The 23,517-nt window shown below is 59.4% G+C and carries 21 protein-coding genes; 4 read left to right on the forward strand and 17 right to left on the reverse strand.

Annotated features, from left to right (window positions below):
- Nucleotide 1: 1 nt before the first annotated feature.
- The 15 genes from rnhB to rpsB all read right to left on the reverse strand — a co-directional run bounded on the left by rnhB (nt 2) and on the right by rpsB (nt 14,877).
- Nucleotides 2-592, reverse strand: a complete 591-nt coding sequence (gene rnhB, locus EL255_RS15945; protein ID WP_042654055.1) for a ribonuclease HII — start codon at nt 590-592, stop codon at nt 2-4.
- 66 nt (nt 593-658) lie between these two features.
- Nucleotides 659-1,798, reverse strand: coding sequence for a lipid-A-disaccharide synthase (lpxB, locus tag EL255_RS15950; protein WP_042654056.1), 1,140 nt, complete (start codon nt 1,796-1,798; stop codon nt 659-661).
- On the reverse strand, nt 1,791-2,582 hold the full coding sequence (gene lpxA / locus EL255_RS15955) for an acyl-ACP--UDP-N-acetylglucosamine O-acyltransferase (RefSeq protein WP_084228369.1): 792 nt from the start codon (nt 2,580-2,582) through the stop codon (nt 1,791-1,793). The genes lpxB and lpxA overlap by 8 nt, the downstream gene beginning before the upstream one ends.
- A gap of 2 nt (nt 2,583-2,584) precedes the next feature.
- Nucleotides 2,585-3,046, reverse strand: coding sequence for a 3-hydroxyacyl-ACP dehydratase FabZ (fabZ, locus tag EL255_RS15960; RefSeq protein WP_042038166.1), 462 nt, complete (start codon nt 3,044-3,046; stop codon nt 2,585-2,587).
- 24 nt (nt 3,047-3,070) lie between these two features.
- The gene (gene lpxD, locus EL255_RS15965) at nt 3,071-4,090 is read right to left on the reverse strand and encodes a UDP-3-O-(3-hydroxymyristoyl)glucosamine N-acyltransferase (RefSeq protein ID WP_042654315.1); all 1,020 of its coding nucleotides are present in this window, start codon (nt 4,088-4,090) and stop codon (nt 3,071-3,073) included.
- Nucleotides 4,091-4,093: 3 nt separating this feature from the next.
- On the reverse strand, nt 4,094-4,606 hold the full coding sequence (locus EL255_RS15970) for an OmpH/Skp family outer membrane protein (protein WP_042654057.1): 513 nt from the start codon (nt 4,604-4,606) through the stop codon (nt 4,094-4,096).
- Between the two features lie 149 nt (nt 4,607-4,755).
- Nucleotides 4,756-7,179 (reverse strand): outer membrane protein assembly factor BamA, encoded by a 2,424-nt coding sequence (gene bamA / locus EL255_RS15975; RefSeq protein WP_042654058.1) that lies wholly within the window; start codon nt 7,177-7,179, stop codon nt 4,756-4,758.
- A 34-nt stretch (nt 7,180-7,213) separates the two neighbouring features.
- The gene (gene rseP, locus EL255_RS15980; RefSeq protein WP_042654059.1) at nt 7,214-8,566 is read right to left on the reverse strand and encodes a sigma E protease regulator RseP; all 1,353 of its coding nucleotides are present in this window, start codon (nt 8,564-8,566) and stop codon (nt 7,214-7,216) included.
- A 135-nt stretch (nt 8,567-8,701) separates the two neighbouring features.
- Complete coding sequence (gene ispC, locus EL255_RS15985; protein ID WP_042654060.1) at nt 8,702-9,901, reverse strand: 1-deoxy-D-xylulose-5-phosphate reductoisomerase; 1,200 nt, start codon at nt 9,899-9,901, stop codon at nt 8,702-8,704.
- Nucleotides 9,902-9,968: 67 nt separating this feature from the next.
- Nucleotides 9,969-10,826, reverse strand: a complete 858-nt coding sequence (locus EL255_RS15990) for a phosphatidate cytidylyltransferase (RefSeq protein WP_042654061.1) — start codon at nt 10,824-10,826, stop codon at nt 9,969-9,971.
- A 27-nt stretch (nt 10,827-10,853) separates the two neighbouring features.
- Entirely contained in the window at nt 10,854-11,630 is a 777-nt protein-coding gene (uppS, locus tag EL255_RS15995; RefSeq protein ID WP_042654062.1) for a polyprenyl diphosphate synthase, read from the reverse strand.
- A 72-nt stretch (nt 11,631-11,702) separates the two neighbouring features.
- Nucleotides 11,703-12,260, reverse strand: coding sequence for a ribosome recycling factor (gene frr, locus EL255_RS16000; RefSeq protein ID WP_042654063.1), 558 nt, complete (start codon nt 12,258-12,260; stop codon nt 11,703-11,705).
- Nucleotides 12,261-12,356: 96 nt separating this feature from the next.
- Nucleotides 12,357-13,091: a UMP kinase gene (gene pyrH, locus EL255_RS16005; protein WP_042654064.1), complete on the reverse strand. Its 735-nt coding sequence runs from the start codon at nt 13,089-13,091 to the stop codon at nt 12,357-12,359.
- Between the two features lie 71 nt (nt 13,092-13,162).
- Nucleotides 13,163-14,044, reverse strand: coding sequence for a translation elongation factor Ts (gene tsf, locus EL255_RS16010; RefSeq protein ID WP_042654065.1), 882 nt, complete (start codon nt 14,042-14,044; stop codon nt 13,163-13,165).
- Between the two features lie 104 nt (nt 14,045-14,148).
- Nucleotides 14,149-14,877: a 30S ribosomal protein S2 gene (gene rpsB, locus EL255_RS16015; protein WP_042654066.1), complete on the reverse strand. Its 729-nt coding sequence runs from the start codon at nt 14,875-14,877 to the stop codon at nt 14,149-14,151.
- Between the two features lie 361 nt (nt 14,878-15,238).
- Between rpsB and map the strand changes: the two genes are divergently transcribed.
- The 4 genes from map to EL255_RS16035 all read left to right on the forward strand — a co-directional run bounded on the left by map (nt 15,239) and on the right by EL255_RS16035 (nt 20,376).
- On the forward strand, nt 15,239-16,027 hold the full coding sequence (gene map / locus EL255_RS16020; RefSeq protein WP_042654067.1) for a type I methionyl aminopeptidase: 789 nt from the start codon (nt 15,239-15,241) through the stop codon (nt 16,025-16,027).
- Between the two features lie 63 nt (nt 16,028-16,090).
- Nucleotides 16,091-18,778 (forward strand): bifunctional uridylyltransferase/uridylyl-removing protein GlnD, encoded by a 2,688-nt coding sequence (glnD, locus tag EL255_RS16025; protein ID WP_042654068.1) that lies wholly within the window; start codon nt 16,091-16,093, stop codon nt 18,776-18,778.
- A 135-nt stretch (nt 18,779-18,913) separates the two neighbouring features.
- Nucleotides 18,914-19,741 carry a 2,3,4,5-tetrahydropyridine-2,6-dicarboxylate N-succinyltransferase gene (gene dapD, locus EL255_RS16030; RefSeq protein WP_042654069.1) on the forward strand — a complete coding sequence of 276 codons (828 nt, stop codon included), beginning with the start codon at nt 18,914-18,916 and terminating at the stop codon, nt 19,739-19,741.
- Nucleotides 19,742-19,992: 251 nt separating this feature from the next.
- On the forward strand, nt 19,993-20,376 hold the full coding sequence (locus EL255_RS16035; protein WP_042654070.1) for a DUF3461 family protein: 384 nt from the start codon (nt 19,993-19,995) through the stop codon (nt 20,374-20,376).
- 232 nt (nt 20,377-20,608) lie between these two features.
- Here the strand turns inward: EL255_RS16035 and ptsG are convergent, their stop codons facing one another.
- Entirely contained in the window at nt 20,609-22,039 is a 1,431-nt protein-coding gene (gene ptsG / locus EL255_RS16040; protein WP_042654071.1) for a PTS glucose transporter subunit IIBC, read from the reverse strand.
- Between the two features lie 429 nt (nt 22,040-22,468).
- Nucleotides 22,469-23,446: a MalM family protein gene (locus tag EL255_RS16045; RefSeq protein WP_084228370.1), complete on the reverse strand. Its 978-nt coding sequence runs from the start codon at nt 23,444-23,446 to the stop codon at nt 22,469-22,471.
- Between the last annotated feature and the right edge of the window lie 71 nt (nt 23,447-23,517).

The raw sequence follows: 23,517 nt of genomic DNA on the forward strand, positions 1-23,517 counted from the left end.
GTTATTCGATCCCCAGCGCCCGGCGCACCGGTTTGAAGCTCTTGCGATACTCGGGCAAGGGGCCGCGCTCGGCCAGGATGGCGAGGTGCTCCGCGGTCGGATAGCCCTTGTGGCGGGCGAAGCCGTAAGCGGGATGACGGCCGTCCAGCTCGGTCATCTCGGCGTCACGGGTCACCTTGGCGAGGATGGAGGCGGCGCTGATGGCGGCCACCAGGCTGTCGCCCTTGACCACGGCACGCGCCTCCATGGGCAGCGCCGGGCAGCGATTGCCATCGATGAAGACCAGCTCGGGCGTCATGGCCAGGCCCGCCACCGCGCGCTGCATCGCCAGCATGGTGGCGTGCAGTATGTTCAGCTCATCGATCTCATCCGGACTGGCCCGACCGATGGACCAGGCCAGCGCCTTGGCCTTGATCTCGTCAAACAGGGCGAGGCGCTTCTTCTCGGAGAGCTTCTTGGAGTCGGCCAGCCCCTGGATGGGGTTGGCCGGATCCAGGATCACGGCGGCGGTGACCACGTCACCCACCAGCGGGCCGCGGCCCACCTCGTCAACCCCTGCTACCAGCTTGTCTTGCGGAATCTCGATCGTCATATCAATGCCTTGAATCAAAACAGGCCCCGCAGGGCCAGTGTCAGCACAGCATCGCCCGGGGGCGCGCTATCTGCCGAGCAGTTCGGCGACCGCCTCGGCGGCCTGCACATCGGCGTTGCAGCGAATTTTCTTGTGCAGCCGGGTGAAGGTGGCGATGAGTTCGCTGTTGTCGTGTTCCAGCAACTTGCTGACCTCGTCCACCAGATTGCACGGGGTGCACTCATGCTGGAGGAGCTCGGGCACCAGCATCTGGTCCGCCAGCAGGTTGGGCAGGGAGACATAGTCCGTCTTCACCAGCCACTGGGCCAGCCAATAGCTGAAAGGCTTGAGCTTGTAGCCCACCACCATGGGTTTCTTCACCAGCATGGCTTCCAGCGCGGCGGTACCGGAGGCGAGCATCACCACGTCGGCGGCGATCATGGCCTCACGGCCCTGCCCTTCCAGCAGCACCATGTCGAGATCCGACGCCACCTCGGCCTTGATGGCCATGAACTGCTCACGCAGTTTCTGGTTGACCAGCGGCACTATGAAGCCGAGATCAGGGCAGTGCACCGTCAGGTGCTTGCACGCCTCGAGAAACACCGGTGACATGAAGCCGACCTCGGCACTGCGGCTGCCCGGCAGCACCGCCAGCCAGCGCCGGCTCGGGTCGATGCCGAGCGCCTGGCGCACGGCGGCCTGATCCGGCACCAGCGGAATGGCATCGGCCATGGTGTGCCCCACGAAACGGCAGGGGGCATCAAAACGGTCGTAGAAGGCTTTCTCGAACGGCAGGAAGGCGAGCACCAGATCGGTGGCGGCCTTGATCTTGTGAATGCGGCTCTGACGCCAGGCCCAGACGGAGGGGCTGACGTAGTGAACCGTCTTGATACCGGTGCGGCGTAGCTTCAGCTCCACCCCGATATTGAAATCCGGTGCATCCACCCCGATGAAGATATCAGGGGGATTGGCAATAAAATGGCGCAACAGCTCGCGGCGCACCTGCAGGATGCGGGGCAGACGACCCAGCACCTCGGTGATGCCCATGACGGAAAGCTCTTCCATCTCGAACAGCGCCTTGACACCGAGCGCCTGCATGCGCGGTCCGGCGATGCCTTCGAAGCGGGCATCGGGATAGCGGACCAGCAGCTCCCGCACCAGACCGGCAGCCAGGATGTCGCCGGAGGTCTCTCCGGCGACGATGCCGATGCGGATCGGGTCAGGCACGGATGATCCCGCGCTCGTTGTCTTTGAGGAAGTCGACATAGAGCTGGACGGCCGGTTCGGCTTGAGCCATCTCGATCAGCACGGGCAGCACCTCCTCGATGGTCTTGCCGGAGCGGAAGATCTCCTTGTAGGCGCGCTTGACGGCGGAGATGGCCTCAGGGCTATAGCCACGGCGACGCAGGCCTTCGGAGTTGACCCCGAACGGCTTGGCGTAGTTGCCGGCCGCCATCACATAGGGCGGTACGTCCTTGTTCAGGGCGGCGCAGCCACCGACGAAGGCGTGGGAGCCGACCCGACCAAACTGGTGAATGGCAGAGAGGCCGCCGAAGATCACGAAATCGCCGATCACCACGTGGCCCGCCAGAGTCGCGTTATTGGCGAAGATGCAGTTGTCACCGATGATGCAGTCGTGGGCCACGTGCACGTTGACCATGAACAGGTTGCCGCTGCCCACCTTGGTCAGGGCCTGATCCTGGGTGGTGCCGCGGTGCACTGTGCAGTTCTCGCGAAAGACGTTGTTGTCACCGATCTCGAGGAAGGTGCGCTCACCGGCGTACTTCTTGTCCTGGCAATCCTCACCGATGGAGGAGTGCTGGAAGATCTTGTTGCCACGGCCGATCCTGGTCGGGCCCTTGATCAGCACATGGGAACCGACCCAGGTGTTGTCACCGATTTCCACCTCGGCTCCAATGACGGAGAAGGGGCCGATTTCCACCCCTTTGCCGATCACCGCAGACTCATGGACGATGGCAGTATCGTGAATGATGGCAGTCTGGTCGATCACGGTTACACCTCGCGCTTTGCACACATCAGTTCGGCGGTACAGACCACTTCACCATCAACGGTAGCAACACCGGTGAACTTGGCAATGCCGCGGCGCTCTTTTAAGAACACCACGTCGAGCACCAGCTGATCGCCAGGGCCAACCGGGCGCTTGAAACGAGCGTTATCGATTGAAGCAAAATAATAGAGTTCGTTGGGGGACGGCTTGCCCACCATGGTAAAGGCCAGGATGCCGGTCGCTTGGGCCATGGCCTCCAGGATCAGCACGCCAGGGAACACCGGCTTGGCCGGGAAGTGGCCTTGAAAGATCGGCTCGTTGAACGAGACGTTCTTGATGGCACGCAAAGTCTTGCGCTCATCGCTGATCTCGTAGCTCTCGACCTTGTCCACCATCAGGAACGGATAACGGTGGGGCAGCAGATCCATGATTTCCTGGATGCCCAGGCTCTTCTTTTCAGTAGTCAAAACAGTACCCTATACCAATCGTGATTATTCTTGACCCAGCTTTTTCTCAAGTCGGTTCAACCGCTTGTGCATCTCTTCGATACGCATCACCCGGGCGGCGGTTTTGCGCCACTCTTTATTGGATTGCAGGGGGATGCCGGAAGAGTAGATACCGGGCTCGGTAATGGGTCGCATCACCATGGCCATACCTGTGATGGTGGCCTGGTCGCAGATCTCCATGTGCCCGTTAAAGACGGAGGCGCCGCCAATGATACAATATTTGCCGACCTTGAGACTACCGGCCATCGTGGTCGCACCCGCGATGGCTGTGCCATAACCGATCTCGACGTTGTGGGCGATCTGGCACTGGTTGTCGATGATGACGTTATCCGCGATGCGGGTATCTTCCAGCGCACCCCGGTCTATGGTGGTACAGGCTCCGATCTCGACCCGGTTGCCAATGGTCACGCCACCGAGCTGGGGGATCTTGATCCACTCGCCGCGTTCGTTGGCATAACCGAAGCCATCGGCCCCGATCACAGTGCCGGCTTGCACCAGACAGTCTGTGCCCAGGGTCACGTTGTGATAGAGGGTGACGTTGGCCCACAACCGGGAGCGCGCTCCCAGTCGGGTATGCTTGCCAACGAAACAACCCGGGCCAATGCGCACGTCATCCCCCAGCACGACGCCGGATTCGATGACCGCATTGGCGCCGATGGCCACTCTCTCGCCCAGTTGCACGTCCGCCGCGATGACGGCGCTCGGATGGATATCCGTGGCCGGCTGCGGGGTGGTGTCCAGCAGTTGGGCTACCCGGGCAAAACCCACATAGGGGTCTTTGAGCACCAGGGCATTGGTGGGACAAAATGGCAAATCCGCCTCTGTAATGAGCACGGCCGTGGCCTTGCTCTGCTCCAGATAATGCCGGTATTTTTGATTGGACAGGAAGGCAATGTCACCCTCCCCGGCCTTTTCCAGTGTCGCTACCTTGCGGATTTCCTGGGTCCCATCGCCATGGACCTGGGCCCCCAGTTGCTGGGCCAGCTGTGCGAGAGTGAATGCCATCAATTAGTTGCTCTTGCTTACCTGAGAAATAACCTGGGAAGAGATGTCCAGCTTGCTGGCGGCATAAGGCGCGGCATTGCGCTCCAGCACCAGATCATAACCATTGCTCTTGGCGATGGAATCGATGGCAGCCTGGACCTTGGTCAGGATCTTGTTGCGCTCTTCCGCCTGGCGACGGCCGTTGTCTTTCTCAAACGCCTGACGCTTCTGGTTGAACTCCATCTGCAGCTTGGCCAGCTTCTCCTGGTTCTGCTTCTTCTGCTCGTTGCTCATGAAGGCTTCGTCCTTCTTGAACTTCTCGACCAGTGCCTGACCGTCGGATTCCAGCTTCTGCAGCTCGCGCATGCGCGGCTCGAACTCGCCCTTCAGCTTCTTGGCCACGGCTTCACGCTGGGGCAGCTTTTGGAAGACTTCGCCCATGTCAACCACGGCAATCTTGGTCTCAGCCCAGGCGGAGCCCATACCGGCAGCCATCAGTGCAAAACTCAAACCAGCTACTTTCAACGCTTTATTCACACTTACTCCTTGGTCCCTCGGTCGAGGGCTACCTGATTTAACTGATTGTGCAAGCAGTCCTTGGGACCGGCTTGTTACCTGGTGAGGCACGCAAGCTGCGCGTCCCATCATTGAATACCCCCACCGAGGTGGGGGAGCGTCCGCCCTCTTTAGAAGGTACGGCCGATGTTGAAGGAGAATACTTCAGTATCATCCCCTTCGTATTTCTTGAGTGGCTGAGCCAGCACGAATACCAGCGGACCCATGGGAGAGAGCCACTGCAGCGACAGACCGGCCGACACCCGGATATTGCTGGGGTCGGAGTAATCCATCAGGTAGTTACAACCGCTGAAGCAGCGGTTCTGGTACTGGTCATAGTTGAAGGTGGTATCCCACACGCTGCCGGCATCGATGAAGAAGCTGGTCCGCAGCTGGGGCTGATAGCTTTCGGAGGCGAAGGGCGTCGGCACTATCATCTCGAGGGAGGCGACCGCCAGGGCGTTGCCACCCACCGAGCTGTCGGTGCCCTGGATCACGTCGTTACCACCCAGGTTGTAGTAATAGAGCGCCTTCGGACCCACGGTGTTGCTCTTGAAGCCACGCAGGGTATCGAAACCACCGGCATAGTAGTTCTCGAAGAAGGGCAGCACGTGGTCATAGTCACCGTTGCTGCCGTAACCGTTACCGTAGGAGGCGCGGGCCTTGGCCAGCATGACCCATTGGTGGTCCGCATCGAACGGGAAGTAGTGGGCATCTTCGGCATTCAGCTTGAAGTACTGCAGATCCATGCCAGGCAAAGTCACCTTGGCGTTGACCCGCTGACGGTCACCGGCGGTCGGGAACTGGCCCTTGTTGAGGGTAGAGCGGGTCCAGCCGGCGGTGACGTCGACGGTGTTGAACACCATGCGGTTGTCGCCATCCAGGTTGCCGCTGTACACCTTCCAGAACTCATCCACCTGCACATAGGGGTTGGGCTGGGACAGCTTGTTGTTCTCGTAGCCGAGGCTGAAATCGAGGCGGTTGTTCTCGTTGACCGGGAAGCCACTGGAGAGGCGGAAGCCGATGGTGGTGTTCTCGTAGTCAACGATGTTGGCATCGGCCGCGCTGAATTCGTTGTAGTAGAGTCGGCCACCCAGGCTGACACCGTCGACGGTGAAGTAGGGATCGTTGTAGCTGAGATCGATGTTCTTCGAGTAGTCGTTGGTGCTGGCGTTGATACCGATCTTCTTGCCGGTACCCATGAAGTTGTCCTGCTGCAGGCCAGCCTGCAGACTCAGACCCGATTCGGTACCGTAGCCGATGCCCGCGTTGATGGAGCCGGCTGGCTGCTCCTTGACCTTGAAGTCGAGATCGACCTGATCATCGCTGCCCGGCACCCGCTTGGTGTCCACTTCCGCGCTCTCGAAGAAGCCGAGGCGGTTGAGACGGGTCTTGGACTGTTCGACGTTGTCGGAGGAGAGCCAGGTGCCTTCCATCTGGCGCATCTCGCGCCGCAGCACTTCGTCCTGGGTGGTGACGTTGCCGCTGAAGTTGATGTTGCGCACGTAAACTCGGGGGCCCGGCTCGATGTTGACGATCAGCTCCACTTCCTTCGTCTCGTCGTTGACCTGCGGGAAGGTGGTCACCTTGGGATAGGCGTAGCCGTAACGACCGAGGAACTTGGAGAGCACCTCTTCGGTGTGGGTCACCTGGCTGGCGGAGTAGACGCTGCCTGCCTCGATGGGGATGAGCCCCTTCATCTCGCTGCCGCGATCGATGAGGTCGCCCTTGACCTGGATGCCGGAGACCTTGTACTGATCCCCTTCCTTGATGTTCAGGGTGACGTAGACCCCCTTCTTGTCCGGGGTCATGGAGACCTGGGTGGACTCCTGCTGGAAGCGGATGTAGCCACGGTCCATGTAGTAGGAGCGCAGCACTTCGATGTCGCCGGCCAGCTTCTGCTTCTGATAGCGCTGATCGCCGGTGAAGTTCCACCAGGGCACATCATCCTTGAGGGAGAGCTGGGCCAGCAGTTTCTCTTCCGGGAACACCTGGTTGCCGACGATGTTGATCTGCTGGATCTTGGCCGCTTCCCCTTCCACGAAGGTGAACTTGAGATCGACCCGGTTACGGGGCAAGGGGGTGACGATGGCCTTGACCTTGGCGGAGTATTTGCCCACGCCATAGTAGAAGTCTTCCAGCCCCTTCTCGAGGGAGCTCAGCACGGTACGATCCAGCGGATCGCCCACCCGGATGCCGGAGGACTCCAGGCTCTGGGTCAGCTGCTCTTCCTTGATGTCCTTGTTACCGGAGAACTCGATGCTGGAGATGGTCGGGCGCTCCTTCACCACGACTTGCAGCACCTGGCCGTCACGATAGACTTTGACGTCCTCGAAGTTACCCGAGGCATACAGCTTCTTGATGGCGTTGGCCAGGGCCACCGAGTCCACGGAGTCACCGACCCGGACCGGCAGATTCAACAGGGCGGCGCCCAGGGTCACCCGCTGCAGACCCTCGACCTGAATGTCTTGCACCACAAAAGAGGCAGGGGCCGCCTGAGCCAGGAAGCTGGCTCCCAGCAGGCAACTCAACACCAATGCTTTTTTAACAGCCATTTTGTTCTTATGTGTCCTTGTTGATGCTCTAGCCTCAGAGGCGAGCGAAATCATTAAACAGCGCAATGCCCATCAGTAACATCAGAATGGCGGCGCCTATCCTGAACCCAACTTCCTGAATTTTTTCTGGTACCGGCTTGCCGGTGACTGCCTCGATGAGGAAGTAGACCAAGTGGCCTCCATCCAGCACCGGCAGGGGAAACAGGTTGATGATCCCCAGGTTGACGCTGATCAACGCCAGGAAACCGAGGAAATAGACCAACCCGTAATCGGCGCTGCTGCCGGCCCCCTTGGCGATGGAGATGGGGCCGCTCAGATTGTCCAACGAGACGATGCCGCCGATCAGCTTGCCGATCATGTCAAAGGTCAGCGTGATCAGGCTCCAGGTCTTCTGGACCCCATGCCACAGGGCTTGCAAAGGCCCATACTGTAACAGAACTCGATACTCATCCGGTAATGGAACCAGTTGCGGCGACAGGCCGACGAAACCGACCAGCTGGCCCCGTACTTTTTTCACGTCCGGCAGCAGGGTCAGGGTCAACTCATTCCCCCCGCGCTCCACCATCACCTGCAGTGGCTGCTCCGGCGATTGCTGTACCCGCTCGACGAACTGGGTCCATTCGGTGATCTCCTGCTCGCCGACCCGCTTGATGCGATCCCCCACCTGCATGCCGGCTTTCTCACTGGCGCTCTTGGGCACGATGGCCTCGACCACCGGGAGCACCTTGCCACCGAGCGGCACTATCCCCAGGCTGCCGATGGGAGACTCTTTGTCCGGATCGAAGGTCCAGCTCTCCAGCATCAGCGTCTTGTCGATCCCATAGCTGGTGTCCGCCGCCTTCAACTTGAGCTGTACCGACTTGTCCCCCAGATGGCTGATGAGGGCGTAGGTCACGCTCTCCCAGTCCCCGGTGGCCTCATCGCCGACCCCGACGATCTCCATGCCCGGCGTGATGCCAGCCTGGGCCACGATGGAGGCGGGGCGCACCTCGCCGATCACCGGCTTGACACTGGGCACACCTATCATGAACATCAGCCAGAAGGCGAACAGGGCGAACACGAAGTTCGCCATGGGGCCGGCCGCGACGATCGCCATCCGCGCCCAGACGCTCTTGTGATTGAAGGCCTGCGCCTCTTCCCCCGGCTTGAGTTCATCGACCCGACCGTCCAGCATCTTGACGTAGCCACCCAGCGGGATCAGGGCCAGCACGTACTCGGTGCCGTCCTTGCCGACACGGCGCCAGATCGCCTTGCCAAAGCCGATGGAGAAGCGCTCCACCTTGACGCCACAGCGGCGGGCCACCCAGAAGTGGCCAAACTCATGCACCGCCACCAGCAGCCCGAGGGCGACGATGAAGGCACCGATATTCCACAGTACGCCGCCCATCAGCCGATCACCTCGTGCTCATCGCCAACGGGGCGCCCGAGGGCGTTGTCATTCCACAGTACAACACCCATCAGTGGTTGACCCCGAGGTCATACCCGAGGGCGTAGAGAGGGGCCTCTGGCCAGCACAGTCCGTTCATCGAGCAAGCTCCTCTATCAGTTGGTGGGCACGGACACGCGCCGTGCCATCCAGTGCAATCAAATCGTCAAGCGATGTTACGGCAGAACTGCCCAGCGCCGCCATGATGGACTCATTGACTCTGGCAATATCCATAAATCCAATCCGCTCTGCAAGAAAAGCCGCTACGGCCTCTTCATTGGCGGCATTGAGCGAGGTGGTCGCCGCCTGTCCTTGCTGGCAGGCCGCCATGGCCAGCGCCAGACAGGGATAGCGTTCGTAGTCGGGACGGATAAAGCTGAACTCTCCGACACTGAAGAAATCCAAAGGTTCCACCCCAGACTCTACCCTGCCCGGATAGGCCAGGGCGTGGGCGATGGGGGTACACATGTCGGGGTTGCCGAGCTGGGCCAGCACTGAGCCGTCCTTGTACTGCACCATGGAGTGGATGACCGACTGGGGATGGATCACCACCTGGATCTGCTCAGGGAGGGCATTGAACAGCCAGCGCGCCTCTATGTACTCCAGCCCCTTGTTGATCATGGTGGCGGAGTCCACCGAGATCTTGGCCCCCATGGACCAGTTGGGGTGCGCGATCGCCTGGGCCGGCGTGACCTTGTCCAGCGCGTTGATATCGGTATAGCGGAAGGGGCCGCCCGAGCCGGTCAGCAGGATCTTGCTGATGCCCGCCCCCGCCAGATCGCAGAAGCCGGGTTGACGCTGAATGGCCTCTGGCAGGCACTGGAAGATGGCGTTGTGTTCGCTGTCGATGGGCAGCAACTCGGCCCCATGGTGGCGAACCGCCTCCATGAAGAAAGCTCCGGACATCACCAGCGCCTCCTTGTTGGCCAGCAGGATCCGCTTGCCGGCACGCACGGCCGCCATGGTGGGGGCCAGCCCCGCGGCCCCGACGATGGCCGCCATCACGCTGTGGGCATCCGGGTGAGCGGCGACCTCGCACAGGGCCGCCTGACCGGCCAGCACCCGGGTGGCGCTGCCGTGGGTCCTGAGCCGCTCGGCCAGTTCGCGGGCCGCGCCCTCATCCACCATGACGGCGAAACGGGGGGAGAATTCGAGACAATCGCGCAGCATGGCGTCCACGCTGCGGGCAGCCGTCAGCGCCAACACCTGCCAGCGGCCCGGATTCTGCCGCAGTACCCTGAGGGTGCTCTGACCGATGGAGCCGGACGCTCCCAGGATCACCAGTGAGTTGTGCATCAAGACTCCTGAACGAGTAACAGACCGATGGAGCCAGCGGCCCTCGATATCATCAGAGAGTTATGCATCAAAACCCCTGACCGAGTAACAGATAGCTGAGCAGGAAGACCGGCAGGGCCGCCGTCAGGCTGTCGATGCGATCGAGAATGCCACCGTGGCCCGGCAGCAGGGTGCCGGAATCCTTGATGCCCGCCTCCCGTTTGAACATGCTCTCGGTGAGATCGCCGAGCACGGAGGCCAGCACCGCCAGCAGGGAGCACAGCAGTACGACACCCATCTTGGCGGGCACGAGGCCCATGAACCAGGTTACACCAATCGCCAGCAGGCTGGCGGTAAACAGGCCGCCCAGCATGCCCTCAATGGTTTTGCCCGGACTGACGGCCGGTGCCAGCTTGTGTTTACCAAACGCCTTGCCGAAGAAATACGCGCCAGAATCTGCCGCCCAGACCAGGCCCATGACGAACAGCAGGATCCAGGCCCCCATCATGGGGTCGTGATAGAAGTTGTAGCCACGGATGGCCACCAGTGACCAGAAGAAGGGCACCAGGGTGACCAGACCAAACAGGGATTTCAGCCAGACGGACTTTTTCCACAGGCTGGCGCTCTGGGGATAGCGCAGCACCAGCAGCAGGCCCAGCAGCCACCAACTGACCGCCGTCCAGAGCACCCCCATCAACAGAGGATGCAGGTGAGGGATCCAGAGCTGCTCCACCGGCACCCAGAACAGACTGGCCCCGAGCAGCAGACAGAACACCAGCGGCAGCCATTGCTGCGGCTGGGCAGAGACGAAGGCGCTCCACTCGCGGCTAGCCAGCAAGAAGACCAGGGCAGCCAGCAGGGCAAAGAATTTCAACGGCAGGAAAAACAGTGCCCCCAAAACCAGGGGTACTAACAGTAATGCGGTAATAATTCGTTGTTTTAGCAAAAGAAACCTCTCTCTTGGGAGCGGGGTTTAGCCGGTCTGGTGCTCGGCGATCAATTCCCGTATCTGTTCACCCGTGCACCCGAAGCGGCGCTCGCGGGTCACGAAGGAGGCAACCGCCTCGCTGAACTCGGCCTCGTTGAAATCGGGCCACAATACCGGGGTAAAATAAAGCTCGGCATAGGCGAGCTGCCATAGCACAAAATTGCTGATGCGATGATCGCCTCCGGTGCGGATCAGCAGATCCACCGGCGGCAGGTCGGCCATGCAGACCTGCTGCGCCAGCGCAGTCTCATCGACCGCCTCGGCATCCAGCTCACCAGCCGCCACGGCGCGGGCCAGCTTGCGGGCCGCCTGGGCGATGTCCCACTGGCCACCATAGTTGGCGGCGATGTTGAGGGTCAGCCCCTGGTTGTCGGCGGTCAGCGCCTCGGCCTTGGCGATCTTGGCCTGCAGCCGATCGCTGAAACGGGCTGTGTCGCCTATCACCTTGAGCCGAATGCCGTTGCTGTGCAACTTCTTCACCTCGCGGCCCAGCACCGTCAGGAACAGCTCCATCAGGGCATTCACCTCCCCTTCCGGGCGCCGCCAGTTCTCGCTGGAGAACGCAAACAGGGTCAGCGCCTCCAGCTTGGCACGGGCGGCAAAGGTCACGGCCTCGCGCACGGACTTCACGCCCGCCTTGTGGCCAAAGACCCGCATCTTGCCACGGTTCTGAGCCCAGCGACCGTTGCCATCCATGATGATGGCGACGTGACGAGGCAAGGACGAGCTGGCGCTATCGCCTAGCGCTGCCAAAAGCGACATTCATTTCTCCCACAAAGACAAAAGCGCCGTGCAGGGGCACTACACGGCGCTCGTAATATACCTGTCGGAGGCTTAGATTTCCATTAGCTCCTTTTCCTTCGCAGCCAGGGCTTCGTCTATCAGCTTGATGAAGGCGTCGGTGAGCTTCTGGATCTCTTCCTGAGCGCGACGATCGTCGTCTTCGGAGATCTCTTTGTCCTTGAGCAAGGATTTCAGGTCGGCGTTGGCATCGCGACGGATGTTGCGCACGGCAACCCGGGCGCCTTCGGCTTCGGCGCGAACGATCTTGGTCAGATCGCGGCGACGCTCTTCGGTCAGCGGCGGCAACGGCACGCGCAGAGTCTGACCGTTGCTGGACGGGTTCAGGCCCAGATCCGAGGTCAGGATGGCTTTTTCCACCGCCTGGATCATGGAGCGATCGAAGATGGAGATGGACAGGGTGCGGGCATCTTCTGCCACTACGTTAGCCAACTGTTTCAGAGGAGTGGCTGCACCGTAATACTCCACCTGGATACCGTCGAGCAGGCTCGGGTGAGCGCGGCCGGTACGGATCTTGGACATCTGGGTCTTGAGCGATTCTACGCTCTTGGCCATGCGGTCCTTGGCGTCGTTTTTAATCTCGTTGATCACAGTGGTTTTCCTTTTGACGAGCGAACCCTGAGCAGGTCCGCTTCTGACTTATTTACTGACGTAATGGATAAGAGCGCCTTCCGGCTTGCTGCTACCTTATTTGCTGATGTGATGGATCAGTGTGCCTTCCGGCTCACCCATGACAACGCGGCGCAGGGCACCCGGTTTGTTCATGTTGAACACCCGGATCGGCAAGTCGTGATCACGGGCCAGGGTAAAGGCTGCAAGATCCATCACTTTGAGCTCTTTATCAAGCACTTCGTTGTAGCTGAGCTCATGATACAGCACGGCGTCCGGATTCTTAACCGGATCCTCGTTGAATACACCATCGACCTTGGTGGCCTTGAGCACCACGTCGGCTTCGATCTCGATGCCACGCAGGCAGGCTGCGGAGTCGGTGGTAAAGAAGGGGTTGCCGGTACCGGCAGAGAAGATCACCACCTTGCCGGCGCGCAGCTGGCTGATGGCCTCGGCCCAGCTATAGGAGTCGCAGACGCCTTGCAGCGAGATGGCAGACATCAGACGAGCATTCACATAAGCACGATGCAGGGCATCACGCATGGCCAGGCCGTTCATGACGGTCGCCAGCATGCCCATGTGGTCACCCACCACGCGGTTCATGCCCGCCTTGGCAAGACCGGCACCGCGGAACAGGTTGCCGCCGCCGATGACCAGACCGACCTGAACACCCAGCTCAACCAGCTCTTTGATCTCTTGGGCCATCCGTTCCAGCACCGCTGGATCAATGCCAAAACCCTCGGATCCTTGCAGGGCTTCACCACTCAACTTCAGAAGAACACGTCTGTATGCAGGCTTGGGATTGGTACTCATGTCACTGATTCCTGGTCATATAAAGACCGCGACATAAGTCGCGGTCTGGGGAAACGGAAAAACCGGTTCGATTAAGCCTTCTGAGCGGCCGCGATTTGGGCTGCAACTTCAGCCGCGAAATCGGTCTCTTGCTTCTCGATGCCTTCGCCCACTTCGAAACGGGTGAAGGAAACAACGTCAGCGCCTTCTTTCTTCAGCAGCTCGGCAACGGTCATGGAAGGATCTTTCACGAACGGCTGACCAGTCAGGGAAACCTCACCGGTAAACTTCTTCATGCGGCCTTCAACCATCTTCTCGGCGATGTCTTTCGGCTTGCCGGAGTTGATGGCGATGTCGATCTGGATTTCGCGCTCTTTGGCAACGACTTCGGCGGACACGTCTTCCGGCTTGACGAACTGCGGGCTGTTGGCAGCAACGTGCATGGCCAGATCTTTGGCCAGCTCGGCAGTACCACCGATCAGCTTGGTGATAACACCGATACGGGAACCGTGTACGTAGGTGCCCAGGTTGTCACCTTCAACCAGCATCACGCGACGCAGGTTCATGTTCTCACCGATCTTGGCGATCAGGTTGGTGATGGTCAGCTCGATGGACTCACCGTTACCGAAATCGGCGGCCTTCAGGGCGTCAACGTCAGCAATCTTCTGGGTCGCGGCGATGTCGGCGATCTTCTGGCCCATGGCCATGAAGCTGGCATCTTTGGCGACGAAGTCGGTTTCGCTGTTCAGCTCGATCATGGCGGCAATGTTGCCTTCGGTACGGGCAAAGATCACGCCTTCAGCGGCGATACGGCCGGCTTTCTTGGCGGCTTTGGCCTGACCGGATTTGCGCATGTTCTCGATAGCCAGCTCGATGTCACCAGCGGCTTCTTCCAGTGCTTTTTTGCAATCCATCATGCCAGCGGCGGTGCGCTCGCGCAGTTCTTTTACCAGGGCGGCAGTAACGTTAGCCATGTTCAGTATCCTCGGTCTTGATTTGACAAGAAACAGGGGCCACAAGGGCCCCTGCTAACCAATTACATCAGCTTGGTTAATAAGGGCTTTTCAGTCCTTATCAATTACTCAGCTTCAACGAAGCCATCTTGTTCGGCTTGAACAACGATGTCCTGAGCGCGAGCTTCCAGTACGGTGTCAGCAGCAGCATTCAGGTACAGGTTGACGGCACGGATGGCATCGTCGTTACCCGGGATGACGTAATCAACGCCGTCCGGGTTGGAGTTGGTATCAACGATGGAAACGACCGGGATACCCAGGTTGTTGGCTTCTTTGATAGCGATGTGCTCGTGGTCGGCATCGACAACGAACAGAACGTCAGGCAGGCCGCCCATGTTCTTGATACCACCCAGGCTCTTCTCCAGCTTGTCCATTTCGCGAGTACGCATCAGCGCCTCTTTCTTGGTCAGCTTTTCGAAGGTACCGTCTTGGCTCTGGGTTTCCAGATCTTTCAGGCGCTTGATGGACTGACGAACGGTTTTCCAGTTGGTCAGCATGCCGCCCAGCCAGCGGTGGTTAACATAGAACTGGTCGCAACGAATGGCGGCATCTTTTACGGCTTCAGACGCGGCACGCTTGGTACCAACGAACAGTACCTTGCCTTTCTTGGCAGCTACGGAGCTGATGAAGTTCATGGCATCGTCAAACATCGGAACGGTTTTTTCCAAGTTGATGATGTGAACCTTGCTGCGGGCACCGAAGATGTAGGACTTCATTTTCGGGTTCCAGTAACGAGTCTGGTGACCGAAGTGAACGCCGGCTTGCAGCATGTCGCGCATAGAAACTTTAGCCATTTTATACCTCTGTATTGGGGTTAGGCCTCCACACATCCCATGTAACCGACCCCAAAGGGGCACCCCGGTACAGGTGTCGATGTGTGTGTGTTATTGAGTAAGGGTGATGAAATGCGGACGCAAGTTCCCCATTCCGGCGCGCTTTATACCATAACTTTGGTCAGGACACCACCAGCAGCCATGCTAAAAATGGATCCCCAGGAGCGGGAATGCGACCGCTGGCTGACGCTGTGATGACAATCACACTGGAAGTAAACGGAGGTTGGGGATAAAATTTCGCCCTGATTGCAAACGCATCTATTTTTCATTACCTGATTTTAGGTCATCCCAGGATGAGAAGTCAGGCCCCAAGAGAGATCCCATGTCCATCAAAATCAAGACACCGGAAGAGATTGAAAAGATGCGCATTGCCGGCCAGCTGGCTGCCGATGTGCTGGTCATGATCGCCCCCCATGTCAACGCCGGCGTGACCACCGACGAGCTGAACACCCTGTGCCACGACTACATCGTCAACGTGCAGCAGGCGATCCCCGCCCCCCTCAACTACCACGGTTTCCCCAAGTCCATCTGCACCTCGGTGAACGACGTGATCTGTCACGGCATCCCCAACCACAAGAAATTGCGGGAAGGGGACATCATCAACCTGGACATCACCGTCATCAAGGATGGTTACCACGGCGACACCTCCGCCATGTTCATCGTCGGTCAGACTACCCCGCTGCGCCGCCAGCTGTGCAAGGTGGCCCAGGACAGCCTGTACGCCGCCATCAAGCGGGTACGCCCCGGCATGTGCATCACCGAGATCGGTGCCGTGATCCAGCCCATCGTCGAGCAGGCCGGTTTCTCCGTGGTGCGCGACTACTGTGGCCACGGCATCGGCAGCGAGTTCCATGAAGAGCCGCAGATCCTGCACTACCGCAACGGCGGCAAGCTGGAGCTCAAGGCCGGCATGTGCTTCACCATAGAGCCCATGGTCAACAGCAAGAAATACCACTGCCGCGTCAACCCGAAGGATGGCTGGACCGTGACCACCAAGGATGGCGGCGACTCCGCCCAGTGGGAGCACACCCTGCTGGTCACCGATGACGGCTGCGAGGTGCTGACCCTGCGCCCAGACGACACTATCGACCGGTTCTACAAACACGGTTAACATCAAACCCCGGCCCTGCACCGGGGTTTTGTTTTTAGCCGCCCGACCAGAGTGTGAGATGCCATGGATGCCAGCCTGCTTTCCCCCCATCTGTTGCCCGATGATCAGCTCACCCGCGAGAACTGCAAGGAGTACTTGAGCCGCTTCCTTGTCTGGTTGCATGCCCGCTTCGATGCCGGTGACAACATCATCGAACTGGTGGCCACCCGCTCCGAGTACATGGATCAGTTGCTGATCCGGCTGTGGCAGAAATTCGGCTTCGACAAGACGCCGCTCACCCTGATCGCGGTGGGCGGCTATGGCCGCGGCGAGTTGCATCCCCACTCCGACATCGACCTGCTCATCCTCTATGAAGGGGAGGAGCTGGATGAAGTGCTGGGGCTGCGCATCGGCGAGTTCATCACCCTGCTGTGGGATCTCAAGCTGGAGGTGGGGCAATCGGTGCGCAACGTGGCCGAGTGCATCGAGCAGGGCCAGGCCGACATCACGGTCGCCACCAACCTCATCGAGGCGCGCTACATCACCGGTCGTCTGGCCGGGTTCGAGCAGTTGCAAGCCGCGACCCATCCCCTGCACTTCTGGCCGAGTGAGGAGTTCTTTCGCGCCAAACGCGAGGAGCAGAGCCTGCGCCATCAGCAGTTCCTCGGCACCGCCTACAAGCTCGAACCCGATCTCAAGAGCAACCCGGGGGGGCTGCGCGACATCCAGACCCTGGCCTGGGTCGCCCGCCGCCACTTCGGCGCCACCACCCTCTATGAGATGACCAGCCACGGCTTCCTGAACCGGGCCGAGTATCGCGAGCTGCTCGACTGCCAGAACTTTCTGTGGAAGGTGCGCTTCGCGCTGCACATGGCCATCAACAAGGGCGACAACCGCCTGCTGTTCGACCGCCAGCGCACCGTGGCCCAGATGCTGGGCTTCGAGGGCGAAGGCAACGGCCCGGTCGAGCAGATGATGAAGCGCTTCTACCAGACGGTACGGCGGGTCGCCGAGCTCAACGAGATGCTGCTGCAGCTGTTTGACGAGGCCATTCTCGGCAACACCGCCATGGATGTCCGCCGCCTCTGCCCCGAGTTCCAGCTGCGGGGCCGGCTCATCGATGCGGTGGATCCCGAGCTGTTTGGCCGCGATCCCGCCGCCATACTGCGGCTCTTCTACCAGATTGCCCAGCATCCCGACATCGCCGGCATTCACTCCGCCACCCTGCGCCAGCTGCGCGAGGCGCGGCGCACCCTCATCTGCTGGTTGCAGGACCTGCCCGAGTGTCGCCGCCTGTTCATGGCGCTGCTGCGCCACCCCAATGGCATAGGTCAAGCGCTCACCCTGATGCACAAGTACGGGATCCTCGCGGCCTATCTGCCCCAATGGAACCTCATCGTCGGCCAGATGCAGTTCGACATGTTCCACGCCTACACGGTGGATGAGCACACCCACCGGCTGCTCAAGAACATCCATCGCTTCGCCAATCCGGCCAGCCGTCAGACCCACCCGCTCTGCCACGAGGTGTTCACCCAGCTGCGCAAGCCAGAGCTGCTCAGCATCGCCGCCCTGTTCCACGACATCGCCAAGGGCCGCCGTGGGGATCACTCCGAGCTCGGCGCCGTCGATGCGCTGGAGTTTTGCCAGCTGCACGGCCTGGATCGCTACGAGAGCCGCCTGGTGGCCTGGCTGGTGCGCCACCATCTGCTGATGTCGGTCACCGCCCAGCGGCGCGACATCTACGATCCTGAGGTGGTGGCCGATTTTGCCCAGAAGGTGCGCGACGAGCTGCACCTCGACTTGCTCTACTGCCTGACCGTGGCCGATATCTGCGCCACCAACGATACCCTCTGGAACGACTGGAAGGGCACCCTGCTGCGCGAGCTCTACTTCGCCACCCAGAAGGCCCTGCGCCAGGGGCTGGAGAACCCGCCCGACATGCGGCTCAAGATCCGCGAGAACCAGCGTCAGGCGAAGCAGATCCTGGCACAACGTGAGGTGCCGGAGGAGGCGATCAACGCCTTGTGGAGCGACTTCAAGGCCGACTACTTCCTGCGCCACAACCCGGAGCAGATCGCCTGGCACTGCCGCAAGATCATCGCTCATGGCGACAATCCCGCCCCGCTGGTGATCATCGGCAAGCACCCCACCCGGGGCGGCAGCGAGGTGTTCATCTATTGCCGCGACACCCCGAATCTGTTCGCCACCGTGGCCTCGGCGCTGGATCAGAAGAACCTCAACATCCACGACGCCCAGATCATGAATTCGCGCAGCGATTACGTGCTGGATACCTTCATAGTGCTGGAGCCGACCGGCGATCCCATCAGCCCGAACCGCACCGCCACCATCAGGAAGGCGCTGGAGAAGGCGCTGCAGGAGCCGGGCAAGCTGGTGCTGCGCAACAAGCCACTGTCGCGCCGCCACCGCCAGTTCAGTGTGCCGACCCGGGTGGTGTTCTTGCCCCGCTCCCCACTCCATAAAGGGGAGACCCGCCACACCCTGCTGGAGCTGACGGCGCTGGATACCCCGGGGCTGTTGGCCCGCATCGGCGCCGTGTTCCAGCAGTGCGGCCTCTCCCTGCATGCGGCCAAGATCACCACCATAGGCGAGCGGGTGGAGGATTTCTTCAGCCTCACTACGCTCGAGGGGGAACCTCTGAACCAGGCCGAGCAGCAGGCGCTGGAGGAGCGCTTGGTCAATCAGCTCAATCCGCAGGAAGAGGGCGCGGATCAATCTGGAGGCGGCTCCACTGGACACCGCTTTTCATGCTAATTTATCAATCAGAACAAGCGCTTGAGCAACCAACGCACAATAAGTCGCCATTCTCCCGAAGAAATCGGCCCGGGCCCTTAAAAACAATTGGAAAAGTGTGATACAACAAACGGAATTATTTAAAGGAAACCTGTCATGACCGAGTTGCAACAGATCATCGAAGCGGCCTTCGAACGCCGTGATTCCATCACTCCCGGCTCCGTCGATGCCGCCACCAAGACCGCCATCCTGCAAGTCATCGAACTGCTGGATTCCGGCAAGGCCCGTGTCGCCGAGAAGATTGCCGGCGAGTGGGTGGTACACCAGTGGTTGAAGAAGGCGGTACTGCTCTACTTCCGCATCAATGACAACGGCATCATCAAGGGTGACGACGCCCAGTATTACGACAAGGTTCCCCTCAAGTTTTCCGACTATACCGCCGAGCAGTTCAAGGCTGCCGGGGTACGCGTGGTGCCGCCGGCGACCGCCCGCAAAGGCTCCTTCATCGCCCCCAATACCGTGCTGATGCCCTCCTACGTCAACATCGGCGCCTTCGTCGATGAAGGCACCATGGTCGACACTTGGGCCACCGTCGGCTCCTGCGCCCAGATCGGCAAGAACGTGCACCTGTCCGGCGGCGTCGGCATCGGTGGCGTACTGGAGCCGCTGCAGGCCAACCCGACCATCATCGAAGACAACTGCTTCATCGGTGCCCGCTCCGAGGTAGTTGAGGGTGTGATCGTGGAGGAAGGCTCCGTCATCTCCATGGGCGTCTTCATCGGCCAGTCCACCCGCATCTATGATCGCGAAACCGGCGAGATCCACTACGGCCGCGTGCCGGCTGGCTCGGTGGTCGTCTCCGGCTCCCTGCCTTCCAAGTGCGGCAAGTACAGCCTGTACGCCGCCGTGATCGTCAAGAAGGTGGATGCCAAGACCCGTGCCAAGGTCGGCATCAACGCCCTGTTGCGCTCCATCGACGAGTAAGATGTCGCCGTGCAAAAAAAAGGGCGCCTTATGGCGCCTTTTTTAATTGTGCTGTGCATCATGAATATAGATACCATCAGGATGCCTGGCATCAACACCCTGCTGCTAGCCATCGATGACTATCCCACCGGCAAACCCCACAGAAAGAGCCCTTTAGGGCCCATTTTGATTTTGGCGCCCCTGTCACAGGCAAGCCACGGTGACTCGGTTAAGATAGATGGGTCAGGATCGTTTCAAATCGAGGAAGCCCGATGTACGAGAATCTAAAGAGCCTGGGGATCCAGGAACCCACCTCAGTGGACAGCTACACCCTGCGCCAGGAGGCCAATCACGACATCCTCAAGATCTACTTCAAGAAGCAGAAGGGCGAGTTCTTCGCCAAGAGTGTCAAGTTCAAGTATCCGCGTCAGCGCAAGACCATATTGATCGATTCGGGCACCCATGAGTACAAGGATGTCACCGAGATCAACGCCAACCTCAAGTACGTGGTGGATGAGCTGGACAACCTGACTCAGGGGGTGCACGTCCAGGCTGACCCTGACATCAAGCAGAAGATATTGCGCGACCTGCGCCACCTGGAAAAAGTGGTGCAGAACAAGATAAGCGAGATAGAGCGGGATCTGGAGAAGCTGTAACCCAGACCCGGCAACGGCAAAGGGCGCCCCTCAGGCGCCCTTTTTCTTTGTGCTAAGCGTTGGCGGTGCTCATATCCACCCATGGTATACAGCCATCCTGGCAGCCCCTACCCTGTCGATGTCACCGGCTGAGGGGCTCACACACCACCAGCCTCCGATACGCCGCCGAGCGCCCAGCAAAAAGGGAGGCTTGCGCCTCCCTTTTTCAGACTCTGAGTTTCAGGCAACTGTATTAGTTGCTCTTCATCCAGATGTCCATCTCGGTTTTCAGGTTGTCGGACTTGGTACCGAAGATGGCCTGAACACCAGAACCAGCCACGACCACACCGGCAGCGCCCAGTTTCTTCAGACCAGCCTGGTCAACCTTGGACACATCCTTCACACCGACACGCAGACGGGTGATACAGGCATCCAGAGAGGCGATGTTGTCTTTACCACCGAAGGCACCGACCAGGGCGGCAGACATCTCGTCTTTGCTCTGGGCGACGGTTTCTTCAGCCGCTTCGTCTTCACGACCCGGAGTCTTCAGGTTCATGGCACGGATCACCACGGTGAAGACCACGTAGTAGAGGACGGCGTAGACCAGACCCAGGCCCACCAGCAACAGCATGTTATCGGCACGGGGTGACTGCACCACGAAGTCGATGAAGCCGTTGGAGAAGGTGTGACCGTGTACGATCCCCAGGGAGTTGGTCAGCACATAGGCCAGACCAGCCAGCAGGGCGTGAATCGCATACAGTACCGGGGCAACGAACAGGAAGGAGAACTCGATAGGCTCGGTGATACCGGTCAGGAAGGAGGTCAGGGCGGCAGAGGCCATGATACCAACGATCTTGGCGCGGTTTTCCGGCTTGGCACAATGCGCAATGGCAAAGGCAGCAGCAGGCAGACCGAACATCTTGAACAGATAGCCACCGGCCAGCTGACCGAAGCCGTTACCGGCGGCGCGGGTAGCATCGTTGGCGGTCAGGAAGCAGGTCATGATGCCGTGTACGGTTTCACCGGCACCGTTGACACAGGTACCAGCCTGATAGAAGAAGGGGACGTTCCAGATGTGGTGCAGACCGAACGGGATCAGGGAGCGTTCAACCACGCCGTAGATACCGAAGGCCAGTACCGGGTTCTGGTTGGCAGCCCAGTCGGAGAAGGCGGCGATAGCGCCACCCACTGGCGGCCAGATCACGGACAGGATCACACCCAGACCGATGGAAACGAAGCCAGTGATGATGGGCACGGCGCGTTTGCCGGCGAAGAAGCCCAGATACTCTGGCAGCTGGATCTTGTAGAAGCGGTTGAACGCCCAGGCGGCGACACCACCGGCGAGGATACCGCCGAGTACACCGGTATCGATCTTCTCCACACCCATCACAGGTGCCATCACGCTCAAGGTAGCGGTCATGATGCCGTAGCCTACGATGGCAGACAGACCGGATACACCGTCGTTATTGGTAAAGCCAAGTGCCACGCCCACGGCGAACAGCAGGGCCATCTGACCGAATACGGAACCACCGGCTTGCTCCATCAACTGGGAGACAATTTCCGGCAACCAGCTGAAGTGGGCAGCACCCACCCCCAGCAGAATACCTGCAACGGGCAAGACCGATACTGGCAGCATCAGCGCCTTACCGACCTTTTGCAGATTAGAGAAAGCATTTTTTAACATGTGTGCGCTCCTGAATGGATTTTTTTCCGTCAGCGACTCAGTGCAATTTATAGATGACAGCGTTCGTCATCCGCGCTTGTACTGAATACGACTCGGGTTTACTTATTTTGACCAACAGAATATAACCCAGCGCCGCGGGAAATGCCTCCGTCGCGCCGAAGGGAATAATAAATTTGGAGGAGAGATCACAAGATAAATAAAGGGGATTTACTGGGTACAATCGGAATATTACTTTGCACACTCATATTATTACAGCGAGATGAAAAGTGCTGTTTCATATTGTATTTTTATACGTCTTAACAATTCTTAAAGAAACATACTGTAACTCAATGTAACTTATTGCTGTTTTCTATTATCTAGTCTACCGATTAAAGAGGCCTCCAACAAGGGAGGCCTCAAATAAATATTAGCCGATTTAAACGCGGCTATTTAATTCTTCTGTGAGCGTTTGACCGCATCAATAAAGACCGACTTGGCCTTGGTCGAGCCAGCACGTTCTGCCTCGTTCACCAACTGCATCGCCTTGTCGATGTCACCGGCCTTGACCGCCTTCTCGATCTGGCTGTTATAGAAGGCTTCAGTCTCTGCCATCATGGATGCCGTTGCCACGCTGGCGCCCGTCGCCGCCACAGGAGTAACTACCAGTTTGTTCGGCGTGGCTTCTACGGCAGGGGTTGGAGGGGCGATCGGTGCATCATAGCTTGGCTTGTAATAGTTGCTGTTAGTCTGCTTACCACTCAAATCTTCTACCGAGAGTCGTACCACTCCCCATGGGGAATGAGGGACCACAGGATCCTTGGCACCATAGTCCACCACCGACAAGGACTTGGCCATCAGCTTGGTCTGACTCATGACCGTTGTGGCCTCTCCCAGCTTGGATTCGTCGGTGTAAATCAGCATGTAACTTTCGTTATTGGGATTGCCGACCTGGGATCTATCCACGGTAAACACCGCCTCCATCCGATCCCCACTCATAAATCTGGCCGGTTCATACTTGAAGGTCTCGGGTCCCAGCTTACGGGTCACCTTGAAGCGCGAGTCCAGCATCAGTGCTACGGGGTTGAACAACGTGTGATCGACGATCCCCTCCACCGTGATCCGCAGATCGCCACTGTTTACCGGCAAACGATAGGCTGCAAAATAGCTTCTGCCTTCTTCAAACCGGTAAACCGGGGAAGAGGCATCGATAGGAACCACTTGTCCCGAACCTACGGGTAGCTCTTTATAGGGCAATGAGGACAGATCACGGCAGCATACGGAAGCATTCGACAAGGCTGAAACTGCGGCGTCCCGGTTGCTGACCACAGACTTATATTGTTGCGTCGGCGCGACCTGGGCTTCGAAGGAAGAGCAACCGCCTAACACGATTCCACCGATCACGGTCAAGAAAAAAAGATTCTGTTTCATAGTGATGCAAGTCCATTTAGAAAAAAATGCCCCCGACAAGCGGGGGCACAGTGTATCAAGTAAGACTCAGA

Origin of the sequence: Aeromonas encheleia (genome assembly GCF_900637545.1) — a bacterium.
GTDB lineage: Bacteria > Pseudomonadota > Gammaproteobacteria > Enterobacterales > Aeromonadaceae > Aeromonas > Aeromonas encheleia.

What these genes read in the sequence shown, in the direction of transcription:
- rnhB (WP_042654055.1), bottom strand. Translation starts at nt 592, where the DNA reads ATGACGATCGAGATTCCGCAAGACAAGCTGGTAGCAGGGGTTGACGAG.
- lpxD (WP_042654315.1), bottom strand. Translation starts at nt 4,090, where the DNA reads ATGGCATTCACTCTCGCACAGCTGGCCCAGCAACTGGGGGCCCAGGTC.
- bamA (WP_042654058.1), bottom strand. Translation starts at nt 7,179, where the DNA reads ATGGCTGTTAAAAAAGCATTGGTGTTGAGTTGCCTGCTGGGAGCCAGC.
- rseP (WP_042654059.1), bottom strand. Translation starts at nt 8,566, where the DNA reads ATGGGCGGCGTACTGTGGAATATCGGTGCCTTCATCGTCGCCCTCGGG.
- ispC (WP_042654060.1), bottom strand. Translation starts at nt 9,901, where the DNA reads ATGCACAACTCACTGGTGATCCTGGGAGCGTCCGGCTCCATCGGTCAG.
- uppS (WP_042654062.1), bottom strand. Translation starts at nt 11,630, where the DNA reads ATGTCGCTTTTGGCAGCGCTAGGCGATAGCGCCAGCTCGTCCTTGCCT.
- pyrH (WP_042654064.1), bottom strand. Translation starts at nt 13,091, where the DNA reads ATGAGTACCAATCCCAAGCCTGCATACAGACGTGTTCTTCTGAAGTTG.
- tsf (WP_042654065.1), bottom strand. Translation starts at nt 14,044, where the DNA reads ATGGCTAACGTTACTGCCGCCCTGGTAAAAGAACTGCGCGAGCGCACC.
- rpsB (WP_042654066.1), bottom strand. Translation starts at nt 14,877, where the DNA reads ATGGCTAAAGTTTCTATGCGCGACATGCTGCAAGCCGGCGTTCACTTC.
- map (WP_042654067.1), top strand. Translation starts at nt 15,239, where the DNA reads ATGTCCATCAAAATCAAGACACCGGAAGAGATTGAAAAGATGCGCATT.
- glnD (WP_042654068.1), top strand. Translation starts at nt 16,091, where the DNA reads ATGGATGCCAGCCTGCTTTCCCCCCATCTGTTGCCCGATGATCAGCTC.
- dapD (WP_042654069.1), top strand. Translation starts at nt 18,914, where the DNA reads ATGACCGAGTTGCAACAGATCATCGAAGCGGCCTTCGAACGCCGTGAT.
- EL255_RS16035 (WP_042654070.1), top strand. Translation starts at nt 19,993, where the DNA reads ATGTACGAGAATCTAAAGAGCCTGGGGATCCAGGAACCCACCTCAGTG.
- ptsG (WP_042654071.1), bottom strand. Translation starts at nt 22,039, where the DNA reads ATGTTAAAAAATGCTTTCTCTAATCTGCAAAAGGTCGGTAAGGCGCTG.
- EL255_RS16045 (WP_084228370.1), bottom strand. Translation starts at nt 23,446, where the DNA reads ATGAAACAGAATCTTTTTTTCTTGACCGTGATCGGTGGAATCGTGTTA.